Annotated in this window: 14 protein-coding genes; 4 read left to right on the top strand and 10 right to left on the bottom strand. The window is 71.6% G+C overall.

Annotated features, from left to right (window positions below; genetic code table 11):
* Nucleotides 1–38: 38 nt before the first annotated feature.
* From ABZ848_RS37015 to ABZ848_RS37005, 3 genes are all read right to left on the bottom strand, one after another.
* Nucleotides 39–551 (bottom strand): ATP-binding protein, encoded by a 513-nt coding sequence (locus ABZ848_RS37015; protein ID WP_360839078.1) that lies wholly within the window; start codon nucleotides 549–551, stop codon nucleotides 39–41.
* A gap of 78 nt (nucleotides 552–629) precedes the next feature.
* Complete coding sequence (locus ABZ848_RS37010; RefSeq protein ID WP_360839077.1) at nucleotides 630–1538, bottom strand: MEDS domain-containing protein; 909 nt, start codon at nucleotides 1536–1538, stop codon at nucleotides 630–632.
* A gap of 446 nt (nucleotides 1539–1984) precedes the next feature.
* Nucleotides 1985–4327, bottom strand: coding sequence for a LuxR C-terminal-related transcriptional regulator (locus ABZ848_RS37005; RefSeq protein ID WP_360839075.1), 2343 nt, complete (start codon nucleotides 4325–4327; stop codon nucleotides 1985–1987).
* 239 nt (nucleotides 4328–4566) lie between these two features.
* Here ABZ848_RS37005 and ABZ848_RS37000 point away from each other — a divergent pair, with 239 nt between their 5' ends.
* Nucleotides 4567–5910 (top strand): M14 family metallopeptidase, encoded by a 1344-nt coding sequence (locus ABZ848_RS37000; protein WP_360839074.1) that lies wholly within the window; start codon nucleotides 4567–4569, stop codon nucleotides 5908–5910.
* Here ABZ848_RS37000 and ABZ848_RS36995 read toward each other — a convergent pair.
* The 5 genes from ABZ848_RS36995 to ABZ848_RS36975 form a co-directional block, all read right to left on the bottom strand.
* The gene (locus ABZ848_RS36995) at nucleotides 5907–6440 is read right to left on the bottom strand and encodes a hypothetical protein (RefSeq protein WP_360839073.1); all 534 of its coding nucleotides are present in this window, start codon (nucleotides 6438–6440) and stop codon (nucleotides 5907–5909) included. The genes ABZ848_RS37000 and ABZ848_RS36995 overlap by 4 nt on opposite strands.
* 75 nt (nucleotides 6441–6515) lie before the next feature.
* The gene (locus ABZ848_RS36990) at nucleotides 6516–7997 is read right to left on the bottom strand and encodes a gluconate:H+ symporter (RefSeq protein WP_360839072.1); all 1482 of its coding nucleotides are present in this window, start codon (nucleotides 7995–7997) and stop codon (nucleotides 6516–6518) included.
* A gap of 105 nt (nucleotides 7998–8102) precedes the next feature.
* The gene (locus ABZ848_RS36985; RefSeq protein WP_360839070.1) at nucleotides 8103–8513 is read right to left on the bottom strand and encodes a RidA family protein; all 411 of its coding nucleotides are present in this window, start codon (nucleotides 8511–8513) and stop codon (nucleotides 8103–8105) included.
* Nucleotides 8510–9274 carry an IclR family transcriptional regulator gene (locus tag ABZ848_RS36980; protein ID WP_360839068.1) on the bottom strand — a complete coding sequence of 255 codons (765 nt, stop codon included), beginning with the start codon at nucleotides 9272–9274 and terminating at the stop codon, nucleotides 8510–8512. The genes ABZ848_RS36985 and ABZ848_RS36980 overlap by 4 nt, the downstream gene beginning before the upstream one ends.
* Complete coding sequence (locus ABZ848_RS36975; RefSeq protein ID WP_360839067.1) at nucleotides 9271–10311, bottom strand: sugar kinase; 1041 nt, start codon at nucleotides 10309–10311, stop codon at nucleotides 9271–9273. The genes ABZ848_RS36980 and ABZ848_RS36975 overlap by 4 nt, the downstream gene beginning before the upstream one ends.
* Before the next feature lie 135 nt (nucleotides 10312–10446).
* Between ABZ848_RS36975 and ABZ848_RS36970 the strand changes: the two genes are divergently transcribed.
* Nucleotides 10447–11724: an amino acid deaminase gene (locus tag ABZ848_RS36970; RefSeq protein ID WP_360839066.1), complete on the top strand. Its 1278-nt coding sequence runs from the start codon at nucleotides 10447–10449 to the stop codon at nucleotides 11722–11724.
* Nucleotides 11725–11734: 10 nt separating this feature from the next.
* Entirely contained in the window at nucleotides 11735–13366 is a 1632-nt protein-coding gene (locus ABZ848_RS36965; protein WP_360839064.1) for a D-aminoacylase, read from the top strand.
* A gap of 1 nt (nucleotide 13367) precedes the next feature.
* Here the strand turns inward: ABZ848_RS36965 and ABZ848_RS36960 are convergent, their stop codons facing one another.
* Together ABZ848_RS36960 and ABZ848_RS36955 are read right to left on the bottom strand one after the other, a co-directional pair.
* Nucleotides 13368–14210 carry a serine protease gene (locus ABZ848_RS36960; protein WP_360839063.1) on the bottom strand — a complete coding sequence of 281 codons (843 nt, stop codon included), beginning with the start codon at nucleotides 14208–14210 and terminating at the stop codon, nucleotides 13368–13370.
* A gap of 306 nt (nucleotides 14211–14516) precedes the next feature.
* Entirely contained in the window at nucleotides 14517–15281 is a 765-nt protein-coding gene (locus ABZ848_RS36955) for a hypothetical protein (RefSeq protein WP_360839061.1), read from the bottom strand.
* A 126-nt stretch (nucleotides 15282–15407) separates the two neighbouring features.
* Here ABZ848_RS36955 and ABZ848_RS36950 point away from each other — a divergent pair, with 126 nt between their 5' ends.
* Complete coding sequence (locus ABZ848_RS36950) at nucleotides 15408–16619, top strand: pyridoxal phosphate-dependent aminotransferase (RefSeq protein ID WP_360839059.1); 1212 nt, start codon at nucleotides 15408–15410, stop codon at nucleotides 16617–16619.
* The last annotated feature ends 36 nt before the right edge of the window (nucleotides 16620–16655 follow it).

The following is a 16655-nucleotide window of genomic DNA, read 5'->3' as shown; positions in this document are numbered from 1 at the left end:
GTCTGGGCGAACCCCGGACGGCCAACTCCAGCGGAGCGTTACGGCTGTCGCCGACCGCAGCCGTCCAGCCCGCAGGTGCCGAGCTCGAACCACACGGTCTTGCCCGGCCCGTCCTGGTGGCAGCCCCAGCGCAGCGCCAGCGCGTCCACCAGGAACATTCCGCGTCCGCTCTCCGAGGTTCCCGCCTCCACCACTCGCGGAATACGGCGCCCCGAGTCGGTCACCTCGCAGCGCAGGACGCCGTGCGCGGCCGACAGGGTGAGCCGGAAGCGGCTGCGCGAGTGCAGCAGGGCGTTGGTGACCAGCTCGCTGACCAGCAGTTCGGTCACGTCGACGAGGTCACCGCCGGCCCCGTCGCCGGCCCCCGCCGCGTCCCGCTCGGCCAGACCCCAGCGCTCCAGCTGTCTGCGGACCTCCACGCGGGCCTCGCGGGCGGCGGTGGGACGGGGGTCGTACTCGACGCTCAAGTAGCCCGCTCCCAGGGGCGGTTCGGGGTAGCCGGCGTGCTGAGGGTCGGGGTCCGGGTGGGGGCTCCCGGAAAGTTGCAGCATGGGAGAAGCCTGGCCTCCCCGCGGGTGCGGGGCACGGGGAGGACTACCCGATTCCATACCTGCGTAGGTCCCCACGGGCTACCCGAACTGCAGCCGTACGGTCGCCCCGTGGGCGTCGTCGCGGATGTCGACGTACGCGCAGACCTGGCGGGTGAACCACAGGCCCTGGTCCGGTTCGAGGTCGGGGACGGGTGGTGGGACGAAGCCGGCCAGCGGGTTGTCGACCCGGCGCGGCAGGCGCAGTTCGACGACGCAGGCGGGTGCCTCGCCCCACAGCAGGGCGCCGGTGACCGGCCCGTACGCGTCGGCCGCGGCGGTGACGGCCTCGGTGAACAGCTCGGCGTCCACCCGGGACAGCCCGTGCGCGGCGGCCCGCGAGCGCACGGCGTCGGCGTACGGCTCGGCGAGCGGCTCCGCGTCGTACGGGGGCGGTGCCAGGGGTACGGCGTCCAGCTCGGCGGTGAGCCGGACCGGGTCCTCGTACACGCCGGTGTTGGGGTGGGCGCGGCGGGCGGCCTCGACGATGGCGGTGCCGGCGGTGCGGGTGTCGTAGGCGCACAGGACGGTGGTGGCCATGGGCGCGAAGAGGAGGTTGGCGAGGGCCTCGTAGCGGATCCACTCGGTGGTCTCGCGCGCCGATCGGCCGGCCCGGCCGTCCCACTCGGGTTCCATGAGGAGGTGGATACGGCCGCCGGGGCCGGCGTGAGCGGCGAGGTAACCGGCGCCCTGGGCCACGGCGTTGGCGGCGGAGCCGGTGTACCACTCGGTGTGCGGCATGAGCCCGACGTCCTTGGCGTCGCTGCCGAGGGCGTCCCGCAGCAGGTCCAGCTTGTCGGGGGCGGCGATGGCGACGGGCGGGGGTTCCCCGGGCATGCCGAGGCCTTCGGCGAGGAAGGGCAGCGCGGCGGCCACGAACTCGTCGTCGGCGCCGAAGACGGCCATGCGGTGGTCGAACGGGGCGGCGTGGGGGGCGGGTTGAACGGTCATGACTCCTCCGTGGTCTTGACCCTCCGGCGGGAGGGCGTGGTGCCGACTCCGATGGGGGGCGGGGTTCCGGCTCTCCCGGGGGAGGGCGCGGCGCCCGGCTCCCCGACGGGAAGGCGCGGTTCCGGCTCCCCGACGGCAGGCGTGGTCCTGGCTCTCCGGTGGGAGGGCGCGGCCCCGGCTCCCCCGCGGGAAGACGCGGCCCCGGCTCCCCCGCGGGAAGACGCGGCGCCGGCTCCCCGATGGGGGGCCTGGTGCCAGCTCCCTCGATCGGAGGGCGCGGCGCCGATTCTCCGGCGGGAAGGCGCGGTCCCGGCTCCCCCGCGGAAAGGCGCGGCGCCCGCTCCCCCGCGGGAAGGCGCGGCGCCGGCTCCCCGATGGGAGGGCGCGGGTGGTTTCGGCCGCGGGGAGGGTTGGTGTTCTCCGGTGCGGCGTGTGTGGCCGGTGCTTCAGCGTTGGGCCGTCACCCAGGAGGCGATCTGGCTGCGGTTGCTGAAGCCGAGCTTACTGAGGATGCGTTCCACATGGCCTTCGGCGGTTCGGCGGGCGATGACGAGTCGGTCGGCGATCTGCTGGTTGGCGAGGCCCTCGGCGACGAGCTGGGCGACCTCGGTCTCACGACGGGTGAGCCGGACGCCGTCGGTGGGTTTCCCCTCGGCGGCCGACTCGGCTTCCGGAAGCGGCCGTTGGCCCCCGGTGTCCGCTTCGACGGCGTATCCGACGGCCCCTTCCATCCCGAGCGCGGCACCGCACTCGTACGCCTTCTCGAAGACGGTCGGTTCCATGGCCGCCCGCGCCCGGACCTCGCTGTCGCGGCGGGTGGCGCCGAGGTTCTTCGAGCCCCAGCGGAAGCGGTCGACGTCGGACCAGACCCGGTCGGCCCCGCCGAGCAGCACGGCCGCCCGCTCGAACGCGCCGCGCCGCGCGGCGGTCTGGGCGAGCAGGTCGAGGGTGAGCCCGATGCCGATGACGTCGGACACGGCGAGCTTGAGGCGCAGGGCGTCGCGGGCGTGCCGTTCGGCCTCCTCCCAGTCCTCTTTGACGGCGTGGGCGAGGGCGAGTTGGCGCAGTACATAGGAGAGCACCCACTCCTCGCCGTGCTCCTCGCACAGCCGGCGGGTCTCGGCGCACACGGCGGCGGCCTGGTCGGGCTCGTCCAGGAAGTTGAGGGCGCAGGCGAGTTCGACCCGGTCGAGGCCGACGAGGCTGAGGTGCTGCCCGGGGACGCGGCCGCGGGCGACGCTCGCACGGTAGTGCTCCAGCGCGCCGCGGACGTCGTTGTTGAACAGGCGCAGTACGCCGATGACGTACTCGGCGTGCGCGGCCTCGGCCTCGTCGCCGAGCGAACGGGCCAGGACCCGGGCCTCCTCGGCGCGTCCGAGGCCCAGGGTGAGGTCCTCCGCGGAGCCGGCGAGCAGCCCGACGATCCACAGGGCGCGGGCCCGCTCCCTGGTCGGGCCGGGACTGGCGGCCAGGGCCCGGTCGAGCCAGTAGCGGCCCTCGCGGGGCGCCCCGCAGGCATGCCAGTAGAACCACAGGGTGCCCGCGAGGCGCAGCCCGGCGAGGGCCTCGCCCGGCGCGGTGAGGCTGAAGTCGAGAGCGGCACGGAGGTTGTCCTGGTCGGCGCGGAGCCGGGCGACGATCTCCCGCTGCCCCGGCCCGAACCAGGCCCGCTCGAAGCCGGCCGCCCGCCGCTGCATCCACTCCCGCTGCCGCCGCCGGGCCGCGGCCTCCTCGCCGTCCCACTGCCGCAGCCGGTCGAGCCCGTAGTGGCGCAGGGTGTCGAGCAGCCGGTAGCGCACCCCGTCCGGCCCCTCCTCCCGCCCCAGCACGGACTTGTCGACGAGCCCGGCGACGGCTTCCAGCACCTCGTACGACGAGACCCTCTCCCCGTCCGCGCACACCGCCTCGGCGGCCTCCGCGTCGAAGCTGCCGGCCAGCACGGAGGCCCGCGCCCACACCAACTGCTCCTGTTCGGTGCAGAGTTCGTGGCTCCAGTCGACGGCGGCGCGCAGCGTCTGATGGCGGGGCAGGGCCGCGCTGGAGCCCCCGGTGAGAAGGCGGTAGCGGTCGTCGAGGCGCTCCAGAAGCTGTTCGACACCGAGGACGCGCATCCGGACGGCGGCCAGTTCGATGGCGAGCGGGAGCCCGTCGAGGCGGCGGCACAGCCGGGCCACTGCGGCACGGTTGGCGGCGGTCACCTCGAAGCCGGGGACGACGGCGGCGGCCCGGTCGGCGAAGAGGGCGAGGGCCGGGTAGCCGTCGGCGGCGCTGAGATCGCCGTCCGGGTCGGGGACGGGTAACGGCCGTACCTCCAGCAGGTGTTCCTCGGTCAGGCCCAGGCGGTGGCGGCTGGTGGCGAGGACGCGGACGCCGGTGGTGCCGCGCAGCAGGGCGGCGGCCAGGTCGGCGCAGGCCTGGAGCAGGTGCTCGCAGTTGTCGATGACGAGGAGCAGCCTGCGGTCGCGTACCTGTTCGACCAGGGCGTCCAGCGGGGGCTGGCGGGAGTGGTCGTGCAGGCCGAGCGCGTCGGCGGCGGCGACCGGGACGAGCGCCGGGTCGTGCAGCCCGGCCAGCTGTACGAAGCGCACGCCGTCCGGGAAGGTGCGCTCGACGCGGGCCGCGATACGCATGGCGAGACGCGTCTTGCCGACGCCGCCCGGTCCGGTCAGCGTCACCAGGCGTGCCCTGGTGAGCAGTTCCCGGCCCTCGGTCTGTTCGCCGCGCCGATCGACGAAACTGGTGGTCTCGACCGGCAGATGACGGTCCCGTCGCGGCGCTGATCCGCCCATGATCAGCCTCCCCTGGCAACGGAACCCAACTCTCCTCCCGGCCCGGCATATATGCACGTGCCGCTCACACGGGCGGGTGCACTTTGCCGGAGGTCGATGCGGGGGGTGCGAGCACGCGTACACTGCGCGGCCGGTTTTCGCTATCTTGACCTGTCCATGCCATTCCCTGACCATGGGGCGCACCGCACCCGCACACGTACGTCGCGCTGAACCACCCCCACCTCCCACTAGGAGACTTCATGCGACTTCGGATACGAGGCTCCGGCGCCCGTGGCGGCAGACGCACCGCCGCCCTGGCCACCCTCCTGGCCCTCGCCCTCGCGGCGCCCCTCTCGGCGAACGCCGACAGCGCGCGGGCCACGGCCCCGTCCGCCGACGACGTCCGGCAGTACGAGATCAACGTCGACCACAACACGCCGGTGACGCGTACCGCGATCGCGGCGGCCGGGGTCACGGTGGACGAGGCCGACGAGGAGACGGTGGTCGTCTCCGGGCGGGCCGCGCAGATCGCCAAACTGCGCCAACAGGGATACGACGTCTCGCTGTTGGGCTCGGCCCCGGACCGCTCGTCCGGCGCGGGCGACGTACGGCTCTACGACTTCCCGTCGGCCGACTCGAAGTACCACAACTACGCCGAGATGAACACGGAGATCGACCAGCGGCTGGCCGCCTACCCGAGCATCATGAGCAAGCGGGTGATCGGCAAGTCGTACCAGGGCCGGGACATCGTGGCCATCAAGGTCAGCGACAACGTGGCGACGGACGAGAACGAGCCGGAGGTCCTGTTCACCTTCCACCAGCACGCGCGCGAGCATCTCACCGTGGAGATGGCGCTGTACCTGCTGCGGGAGTTGGGGGCTGGATACGGGAGCGACTCCCGGATCACCGACATGGTGAACGGGCGGGAGATCTGGATCGTGCCGGATCTCAACCCGGACGGCGGGGAGTACGACATCGCGACGGGTTCGTACCGCTCCTGGCGGAAGAACCGGCAGCCCAACTCCGGGTCCTCGTACGTCGGTACGGACCTGAACCGGAACTGGAACTACAAGTGGGGCTGCTGCGGCGGGTCTTCGGGGTCCACGTCCTCCGAAACGTACCGTGGTGCCGCCGCCGAGTCCGCGCCCGAGGTGAAGGTCGTCGCCGACTTCGTGCGCGGCCGGGTGGTGGGCGGCAAGCAGCAGATCACCGCCGGGATCGACTTCCACACGTACAGCGAGCTGGTGTTGTGGCCGTTCGGGTACACGTACTCGGACACGGCGACCGGGATGACGGCGGACGACGCGGCCGCGTTCAAGGCCGTGGGGCAGAAGATGGCCGCGAGCAACGGGTACACCGCCGAGCAGTCCAGTGACCTGTACATCACGGACGGGTCGATCGACGACTATCTCTGGGGTACGCAGAAGATCTTCTCGTACACCTTCGAGATGTATCCGACGTCCAGTTCCGGGGGTGGGTTCTACCCGCCCGACGAGGTGATCGAGCGGGAGACCTCCCGGAACCGGGACGCGGTGCTGCAGTTGCTGGAGAACGCGGACTGCATGTACCGGTCGATCGGGAAGGCCGCCCAGTACTGCGGCTAGTCGGCGTCCTCGGCGTCTTCTTCGAAGTAGGCGTCGAGTACCGCGTCCAACTCCTTCTCCCACTCGCTGAAGCGGGCCCTGGCCGTCGCCTCGATCTCGATCGGGTACCAGCGGCGGTCAGGGGTGTGGACCGTGATGGTGAAACGCTTGCCGAAGCGGGGGGACTCCGTCTCCACCGCGCCGATCTCGTCCCAGCGGAACTCGCAGGCCTGGTCGTCGAGGGCGAGGCGGACGCCGTCGCGGTCGGCGACGATCCTCGCGCGCCGGTCGGAGGCCTCGAAGACGGGGCCCTCGGGGCCGTCGCCCTCCTCGGAGTCGTCGTCGGCCTCGTCAGCGGCCTCGGCCTCGTCGGCCTCCGCGTCCAGGGCCTCGGCCTCGTCATCGACCTCGTCCTCGACCTCCGGCTTCGCGTCCTCCGGGGCCTCGGTCACGGGTGAGGTGAGCCCGGGGATGAAGGCCGGGTCGAAACCGGCACCCTTCACGGGCTCGCCCTTCAGGGGCTGGCTGCTCGAACCTATGCGCTGCTCCACAGCGGGCAGTATGGTCGACGATCCTGTGTCGAACACAGCCAGCCCCTACTTCGTTATCAGACGCCTACACGCGCCTTACACGAACACACTGAGCAAACCAGCCACCACGAACCCCACCACCGACAGCACCGTCTCCAGCACGGTCCACGTCTTCAGGGTGTCGCGTTCGCTGATGCCGAAGTACTTCGCCACCATCCAGAAACCCCCGTCGTTCACATGGGACGCGAAGATCGAGCCTGCCGAGATGGCCATGATGACCAAGGCCACGAAGGCCTGGGAGTGGTGGCCCTCCGTGAGGAGGGGGGCGACGATGCCGGCCGTCGTGACGATCGCGACCGTGGCCGAGCCCTGGGCGACCCGGAGGACCACCGAGATCAGGTAGGAGAGGACGATCACCGGGAGGCCCACGTCGTGGAAGGTGTCGGAGAGGGCCTGGGCCACGCCGCTCGCCTTCAGGATCGCGCCGAAGATGCCGCCCGCACCGACCACCAGCAGGATGTTGCCGACCGGCTTCAGGGACGCCGTCGACACCGTCTCCAGCGACTTGCGGGACCAGCCGCGGCGGATGCCGAGCAGGTAGTACGCCAGGAGCAGCGCGATCGTCAGGGCCACGAAGGGGTGGCCGAAGAACTCGATCACGGAGCGGCCCGTGGACGGGTCCAGCGCGATGGAGGAGAAGGTCGCGGCGAGGATGAGGACCAGCGGGGTGCCGATGATGCCGAGGACCGTCGCCAGCGGGACCGGCTGCTCGCGCGGCTCCACTCCCGACTCACGCTGCTCGTTGATGACCGCCAGCTTGGCCTCCGCCGCCGCCTCCACCATGTCCTGCGGTACGGCGACGAAGATGCGGTTGCCGACCCACGCCGAGTAGGCCCAGGCCGCGAGCACCGCCGGGATGCCGCAGACGATGCCCATCAGGATGACCCAGCCGAGGTCCACGTGGAGCAGGCCGGCCGCGGCCACCGGGCCCGGGTGCGGCGGCAGGAACGCGTGGGTCATGGACAGACCCGCGAGCAGGGGCAGGCAGTACAGGAGGATCGACTTGCCGCCCCGCTTCGCCGCCGCGTACACGATCGGCGCGAGCACGAAGATGCCGACGTCGAAGAAGACCGGGATGCCGAAGATCAGGCCCGTGAGACCCATGGCCAGCGGCGCTCGCTTCTCGCCGAACAGGTTCAGCAAACGGGACGCCAACACCTCCGCGCCGCCGCTGACTTCGAGGATCGCGCCCAGCATCGTGCCCAGGCCGATGATGATCGCGACATGGCCGAGGATACCGCCCATGCCGGTCTCGATGGTGGACACGGCGTCCGACCGCTGGACCGTGCCGAAGAGTTCGGTCACCGAGAGGCCGGCCATCAGGCCGACGGCTATGGACACGGCGAGCAGTGCCACGAACGGCTGGAGTCTGACCTTGATGATCAGGAAGAGGAGGAGCGCGATGCCGATGGCGGCGACGGTCAGGAGACCGGCCGTACCGTCGACCAGGAGGAGCAGTCCGCCGGTGTGGGGTGGGGTCGTGACGGCGGGGGCTGTTGCGGCGAGCGGATAGGACAATTGGGGGTCCTCTGGGTAAGTACATGGAGCTTTCGGGCAGGGGGGACCGCGGCATGGCCCATGCAGCGGCCATGCCGGTTACGGCGTGCGGGAGTTGAGGGGGCGTCAGCCGAGTACGGCCAGCGCGTCGATCTCGATGAGGAGGCCGGCGGGGAGGCCGACGTACACCGTCGTGCGGGCGGCCGGGGGCGCGGTGAGGCCCTGCTCCTCGAAGTAGGTGTTGTAGATGCCGTTCATCTCGGCGAAGTGGTCGACGTCGGTCAGGTAGACGCGGATCATCATCACGTCGTCCCAGCTCGCGCCGCCCTCCTCCAGGATCGCCTTGACGTTGGCGAGGGTCTGCAGGGTCTGCTCGCGCAGGGTCGGGCCGGCCGGCGTGGGCGGCCTGCCCTCCTCGGCGGGGAGGAAGCCGACCTGGCCGGCGACCTGGAGGACGTTCCCCTTCTTCACGCCGTGCGAGAACTTCGCGGGCGGAGTGGTGTGGGTCTTCGGGGTGAGGGCGATCTTCTCGGTCATGAGGTGACTTCCTTGACGGGGGTCTTGCCGGAGTACTCCCCGCTGATCGCGTCGGCCGTGCGGCGCACCAGCGGGAGCAGGGTGAGGAGTTCGTCGGCGGTGACGACGACGTTGGGCGCGGAGACCGACATGGCGGCGACCACCCGGCCGTCGGCGCCGCGGATGGGGGCGGCGACGCAGTTGATGGACTCCTCGTGGCCGCCGAGGTCGGTGGCCCAGCCCTGTTCGCGCACCTTGTCCAACTCCCGCAGGAAAGCAGGGGCGTTGGGGGTCGAACGGGATGTGTACATGGGGTAGTCGAGCTTGTCGGCGAGCGTCCGCCGCTCGCCCGCCGGGAGGTCGGCGAGGAGCAGCTTCGCCACCGCCGCGACGGTGATGGCGACGGGCTTGCCGATCCGCGAGTACATCCGTACCGGGTAGCGGCTCTCCACCTTGTCGATGTAGAGCACCTCGTCCTCCTCGTATACCGCGAGGTGGACGGTGTGTCCGCACTGCTCGTTGAGGCGTACGAGGTGGGGGTGGGCGATCTCGCGGATGTCGAGGTTCTCCATCGCCTCCTGGGCGAGGGCGATGAGGCGGGCGCCGAGGCGGTAGCGCTGGTCGGACTGGCGGTAGACCATGCCGTGTTCGTGCAGGGTGCGCAGGAGGCGGAGGGCCGTGGACTTGTGCACGCCGAGGCGGGCGGCGACCTGGCCGAGGTCGGCGGGGCCCTCGGCGAGCAGCGGCAGGATGCTCAGCGCGCGGTCGACGGTCTGGCTCATGGGGTACGTACCTCCTCCGGGGCCTGCTCGGCTTGCGTCCAGCCGGGGCCGAGTCGAAGTGTCTCCCACGTGTCGTCGTCGAGGGCGGCGAGGCGGTCGGCGTGTGCGCGGGCGGGGGGCGGGGCGAGGTCGCCGGGGACGGTGAGCGCGGCGGCAGCGGTGAGGTGTCCGTGCCTCACACGGGCCTTCATGGGCAGTCCGCGGAGGGTGGCGGAGAGGAAGCCGGCGGCGAAGGCGTCCCCCGCACCGACGGCGGCGACGACGTCGACCCGCGGCGCGGGGACGAAGGTGACGTCGCCCTTGGCGAAGACGGTGGCGCCTCGCCCGCCCTGCTTGACGACGAGGGTCTCGGGGTCGGGGAAGGCGGCACGGACGGCGTGGGCGCCGTGCAGGCCCCAGACCTCCTCGGCCTCGTCCTCCCCGACGAACACGAGGTCGGCGCGGCGGGCCAGTTCCAGCAGCGCCTGCGGGCCGTCGCCGTCCAGCCACAGGCCGGGCCGGTGGTTGACGTCGAAGGAGACCAGCGGCCGGCCGGCGCGCAGCGCGGTCAGCTCGCGCATCAGCCGCAGGCAGCTCTCGGACAGTGCCGCAGTGATCCCGGACAGGTGCAGCACCCGCCCCGCGCGCACGGCGTCGAGGTCGGTGTTGCCCACGGCCATCGCGGAGGCGGCGGATCCGGCCCGGTAGTAGGCGACCTCGTGCGCGTCGGTGGCCCGGTCGCCGGCCGTGCGGAAGTAGATGCCGGTCGGGCGTGCCGGGTCGCGGCGGACGGCGGTGACGTCGACGCCGTAGGAGCCGATGGTCTCGACGAGGTGGTCGCCGAACCCGTCGGCCCCGACCCGGCTGACCCAGCGCACGGAGTGCCCGGCCGCCGCGAGCACGCAGGCCACATTGGACTCCGCGCCGCCGATCCCGCGCTCGAACGACGGAACGTCGGCGAGGCGCCCCGGCCTGGTCGGCAGGAACGTGACCATGGACTCGCCGAGCGCGACGACGTCCACGCCGTCGGGGGCATTGCGCTGTCCGTCGGTGGTCACGATCGTCGTAGCTCCCGGGTGCGGTGCGAGGTGGCGGCTCCGTTGACCCCGCGTTGGCCGAGATGTTAGACAGCAGTAAGCGACATACGCAATGGATGTTGCAGAGAATGCAACAGTCCAGATCAGGGAGGCTCCATGTCAGCCGACAGCCCCGCCGAGGCTCTCGCCCGCCTTGCCGCCGAACGCGTCGACCACCGCTTCAAGGGCCTCCCCCCGGACGCCGACGGCCACACCGTCGCCGAGCTGGCCGCCCAGCGCCGCAACCTCTTCACCGGCGGCTTCGCCACGCCCGTGCTCGCGCTGTCCGCCGGGCGCCTGGAGCACAACCTCGCGCTGATGGAGACGTACGCGACCCGGCACGGTCTCGCCTTCGCCCCGCACGGCAAGACGACCATGGCGCCGCAGCTCTTCCACCGGCAGATCGAACGCGGCGCCTGGGGCATCACCCTCGCCGTCCCGCACCAGGTGCGCGTGGCCCGGGCGTTCGGCGTCCAGCGCGTCTTCCTCGCCAACGAACTCGTCGACCCGGCGGCCCTGCGCTGGATCTCCCGCGAACTCGACGCCGACCCCGGCTTCCGCTTCATCTGTTACGTCGACTCCGTGCGCGGGGTCGAGCTGATGGACACGGCGCTGCAAGGGGCCGCCCGCCCCCTCGACGTCGTCGTCGAGCTCGGCGCCGGTGAGGGGGCCCGTACCGGCGTCCGTACGGAGGCGGAGTGCGCGGCGGTCGCCGATGCCGTGGCCGGCACCCGCAGCCTGCGGCTCGCGGGCGTCGCCGGTTACGAGGGCGAGGTCCCGCAGGCCGACCCGGAGCGCGTGCACGCGTGGCTGCGTCGACTCGTCGGTCTCGCCGTCGACTTCGACAAGGCGGGGCGGTTCGCGGGGCTGGAGGAGATCGTGGTCAGCGCGGGCGGCAGCGCCTGGTTCGACGCGGTGGCCGACGTGTTCGCGGAGATTCCCGAACTGTCCGCGCCCGTACTGAAGTTGCTGCGCTCCGGCGCCTACGTCTCGCACGACGACGGCCACTACCGGAAGGTCACGCCCTTCAACCGCGTCCCCGAGGAGGGCGCGCTGGAGCCGGCGTTCCGCCTCTGGGCGCAGGTCGTCTCCCGCCCCTCCGCCGAGCAGGCCTTCGCCAACGCGGGCAAGCGGGACGCGGCGTACGACCTCGACCTCCCGTTCGCCCAGGTGGTGCACCGGGACGGCGTCGAGCGGCCGGCGACGGGGGTGTCGGTGACCGGCCTGTCCGACCAGCACGCCTGGCTGCGCACGACCGGGGAGGCGGACCTGGAGGTCGGGGACTGGCTGGGCATGGGGCTGTCGCACCCGTGCACGTCCTTCGACAAGTGGCCGCTGATCCCGCTGGTCGAGGCGGACGGCACGGTCGTCGACTACATCCGTACCTTCTTTTAGGAGGCAGGCCGTGGAAGAACTCGTCATCCGGGACGCGGACGTGGTGGACGGCAGCGGGGAGCCGTCGTACCGCGCGGACGTGGTCGTCGACGGCGGCCGGATCGTCTCGATCGTGCAGGAGGCCGCGGCGGCCGGGTGTCAACGCCCCGAGGCGCGGCGCGAGTTGGACGCGGAGGGCCTGGTCCTCTCCCCCGGCTTCATCGACATGCACGCGCACAGCGACCTCGCGCTGCTCCGCGACCCCGACCACAGCGCGAAGGCCGCGCAGGGGGTCACCCTCGAAGTCCTGGGCCAGGACGGGCTGTCGTACGCCCCCGTCGACGACCGCACGCTCGCCGAGGTCCGCCGCGCGATCACCGGGTGGAACGGCTACGGGGACGACATCGACTTCGACTGGCGTTCGGTGGGCGAGTACCTGGACCGGCTGGACCGGGGCATCGCCGTCAACGCGGCCTATCTCATCCCCCAGGGCACGGTCCGGATGCTGGCCGTGGGGTGGGAGGACCGGGAGGCGACGCCCGAAGAGCTGGACCGTATGCGGCAGTTGGTCGCGGAGGGCATGCAGCAGGGCGCGGTCGGCATGTCGTCCGGGCTGACGTACACGCCCGGCATGTACGCGAAGGACGCCGAACTCACCGAGCTGTGCCGGGTGGTGGCCTCGTACGACGGCTACTACTGCCCCCACCACCGCTCGTACGGCGCCGGCGCGCTGGAGGCGTACGACGAGATGGTGGCCCTCACCCGGGAGGCGGGCTGCTCCCTGCATCTGGCCCACGCCACCATGAACTTCGGCGTGAACGAGGGCCGGGCGCCGGAGCTGCTGTCGCTGCTGGACAAGGCGCTGGCGGAGGGTGCCGACATCAGCCTCGACACCTACCCCTACACGCCCGGCTGCACAACTCTCGTGGCGATGCTGCCGAGTTGGGCGAGCGAGGGCGGGCCGGAGGCGATCCTCCGGCGGCTCGCGGACGAGGAGACGGCCGAGCGGATCCGGCACCACATGGAGGTGGTCGGCGCGGACGGCTGCCACGGGGTGCCCATCGACTGGGACACGATCGAGATCTCCGGGGTGACCCGGCCCGAGCTCGCGGACTTCGTCGGCCGTACGGTCCGGCAGTCGGCGGACGCGCGCGGCGAGGCCCCCTGGACGACCGCCCGGCGGCTGCTCCTTGACGACCGGCTGGGCTCGACGATCCTCCAGCACGTGGGCCACGAGGAGAACGTGCGGCAGATCATGCGGCACCGGGTCCACACCGGCGGCTCGGACGGCATCCTGCAGGGCACGAAGCCGCATCCGCGCGCGTACGGCACGTTCCCGCAGTATCTCGGCCATTACGTGCGCGAGTTGGGCGTCCTGTCCCTGGAGGAGTGCGTCGCGCACCTCACCTCCCGCCCGGCGGCGCGCCTGCGTCTTCCCGACCGGGGTCTGGTCCGCGAGGGTTACCGGGCCGACCTGGTCCTGTTCGACCCGGCGACGGTGGCGGCCGGAGCGACGTACGAGAACCCGCGCACACTCCCGACGGGCATCCCGCACGTCCTGATCGACGGCCGTTTCGTGATCGAGGACGGGCGCAGGACGGACGTGCTGGCGGGCAGGGCGGTCCGTCGCAGTCCCGTGCGACGGAGCGCCGGCCGCCCCTGAGTTACGGCTTGGGCAGGGTGCAACCGCTCGCGCTGAGGTTCAGTGCGTTGCCGGTGGTGAAGCAGGCCGGGATGTTGTACGTCTCCTCGGCGTAGTTGATTCCCTGGCGGACGGTGACGTTGCCGCTCTCGTCGACCTCGCAGGGGTTGTTCTCGGTGCAGCGCTCGCCGTCCTCGTTGCCGGTGTTGTTGACGGCGACGACCTTGCCGGTGGCGTTGTCGATCACGGGCGAGCCCGAGGTGCCGCCGATGGTCTGGCAGGCGGAGGTGTAGCGGACCGAGTCCTTCCAGGTCCAGTCGCCCTCCTTGAGGCGGTAGACGAAGCCGTCGATGTTGCAGGCGTAGGTCCGCTTCCAGTAGCCGGACACGACCGTGATCGCGGTGCCGGCGGTCGGGTGGGTGTCCTGCACGGTGAGCGGGCTGATGCCGTAGGAGCTCTTGATGGCGGAGTACGTGGTCGTCAGCCGGTAGATGGTGACGTCCGTGTCGGTCATGGTCGAGTAGACGACCTGGTTGGCCCGGAGCGTGGCGACCCGGGTGGCGGAGGCGTTGAGCAGGCCGAAGGTACGGCTGGAGGACTGGCCGGTGATGACCTCGCCGGGCTCCGGGAAGCCGGTCTCCAGGCAGTGGCCGTTGGTCAGGACCAGCGCCGGGTCGGTGTCGGCGGAGTTGGGGAAGCGGATGACCGAGCCGGAGCAGTTGCTGAGCGAGACGGTGCCGGCGAAGTTGACGGCCTGGATCGTCGGTGCGGCCGCGGTGTCCTGCACGGGCGCCGCGACCGCTGGTGCCGCGCCGGCCCCGGCGAGTACCAGGGCGGTGACGACGGCGCCGAGAGGCTTCTTCATGTGGGGGTCCCCTCTTGCGAGTTGAGCGACCGGAGATCTTCCGGCCGCCCACTTTTTTGACATGTGCATTGTGAGGGGAGGGGGGTGGTTGAGCAAGGAGTTGTTTCCGGCCGCGGGTTGGGGCGGGGTCGGGATCTGGGGCGGCGAGGGCTCCGCCTGCGGGCTCTAAGCGGACCGAGTGAAGTCCGCTACCGGTTCGGCAGCGCCCCAAAGGGGCGCGGGGAACTGCGCGACCAGCCACGACGATGCCGCAGACGCTCGACGGCCCGCCGCCGCACTTCCCGCGGAGCGCCTAGCCCGCGCGGCTCACTTGGGTCGCTTGGTGCGGCCCTGTCCCCGGCCGGGGTGCCCACCTGAACCGTCCGACGCGGACGGGCTCGCGGTCGGGGCGGTGGTTGCCGTCGTGGCCGACGCGCTCGCGGCATCCCGGAGCACGGACGGGCTCGACGCGGCGCCGGGCGTCGTGGACGTCGTATCCGAAGATGCGCCGGTGTCCGACGAGTTCTCCCCCGGGGCCCCGCCCGAGGGGTCCGCCGACACACCCGCCGCCTCTCCGGGCGCCGCGGAATCGGACGCCGTGGCCGACGGTCCCGGCCGACCCTCCTTGCCCTCCGCCCCGTCCGGCGAAGACGATCCGGACAGCGACAGCCCGGCGATCACCGCGGCCAGCGACACCGCACCCACCGCGCCGGCGACCGCCAGCGGCCGCCGCGACCGCCGGACGGCACGTCGGCGCCGGCCCCGACCGCCGGCGACGGGGCGTCCGCCCAGAGCCGTAGGCACCTCACCCGCGGCACCCGCCGATTCACGCGCCCCTTCGCCGCCCCCGTCGACCACCGCCGGCAGCTCCGCCGTCGCGTCGTACGCGTTGTCCGCCCACCCGTGCGCCGCCGCCGGATCCGCGTACGCGTCGTAGGAGGGAGCCGCCTCCACTCGCGGGTGGTACACGTTCGGCGGACCTTGACGGTCGCCGCCCTCCGCGCCCGCGCCGGGCATGCCATACGAGCCCGCCGCACCCAGCGTCGCATTCGCGTCGTACGTCCCGTTTTCGTGGTCAGCTCGTCTCGGCATGGCCGCGCATTGTAGGGACGGGCGGGGCGGGTGGGACAGCTACCGGCGATAACAGGTCAAACCGCCGCGTCTCGCGTGGTGGAAAACACGGTCCGGGAAGCGTTACCGGGCCGTAAGCTCCCAGACATGCAGGTGATCCAGTCGACGAAGCTCGCCAACGTCTGTTACGAGATCCGGGGCCCGGTGCTCGAGGAGGCGATGCGGCTCGAGGCGGCCGGGCATCGGATCCTCAAGCTGAACACCGGCAACCCGGCGGCGTTCGGCTTCGAGTGCCCGCCCGAGATCCTGGAGGACATCCTCCGCAACGTGTCGAGCGCCCACGGGTACGGCGACGCGAAGGGACTGCTCGCGGCCCGCCGCGCGGTCGTCATGCACAACCAGACCCTCGGCATCGAGACGGACGTCGAGCACGTCTTCGTCGGCAACGGCGTCTCCGAGCTGATCGTCATGGCCATGCAGGGGCTGCTCGACGACGGGGACGAGGTCCTCGTACCCTCCCCCGACTATCCGCTGTGGACCGCCGCCGTCTCCCTCTCCGGCGGCACCGCCGTGCACTACCGCTGCGACGAGCAGTCCGACTGGATGCCCGACCTCGCCGACGTCGAGCGCAAGGTCACCGACCGCACCAAGGCCATCGTCATCATCAACCCCAACAACCCGACGGGGGCCGTCTACGAAGAGGCGATGATCAAGGGGCTCACCGACATCGCGCGGCGGCACAACCTGCTCGTGTGCTCCGACGAGATCTACGACAAGATCCTTTACGACGGCGCCACGCACACGCCCACCGCCGCCGTCGCCCCGGACCTGCTCACCCTCACCTTCAACGGCATGTCGAAGGCGTACCGGGTGGCCGGTTACCGGGTGGGGTGGATGTCGATCTCCGGGCCGCGGGCACACGCCGACTCGTACATCGAGGGGCTCACCGTCCTCGCCAACATGCGGCTGTGCGCGAACATGCCGGGGCAGCACGGGGTGGTCGCCGCGCTGAGCGGGCGGCAGACCATCAACGACCTGGTGCTGCCGGGCGGGCGGCTGAAGGAGCAGCGGGACGTCGCGTACGAGCTGCTCACCCAGATCCCGGGCGTGACCTGCGTGAAGCCCAAGGGCGCGCTGTATCTCTTCCCGCGGCTCGACCCCAAGGTGTTCAAGATCAGGGACGACCGGCGGATGGTCCTGGACCTGCTGCGCCGCGAGAAGATCATGGTGGTGCAGGGGACGGGGTTCAACTGGCCCGAGCCCGACCACTTCCGCGTCGTGACCCTGCCGACGGTCGGGGATCTGCGGGACGCGGTCACCCGGATCGGGAACTTCCTGGACGGATACAGCCAGCCGTAGATCTTTTTGGTTTGCTCAACTTTAGACGGAATCTAA

Origin of the sequence: Streptomyces sp. NPDC047081, assembly GCF_040643775.1 — a bacterium.
GTDB lineage: Bacteria > Actinomycetota > Actinomycetes > Streptomycetales > Streptomycetaceae > Streptomyces.
Note: the sequence above shows the minus strand (reverse complement) of the source record. Positions and strands in the feature narration are given on the sequence as shown.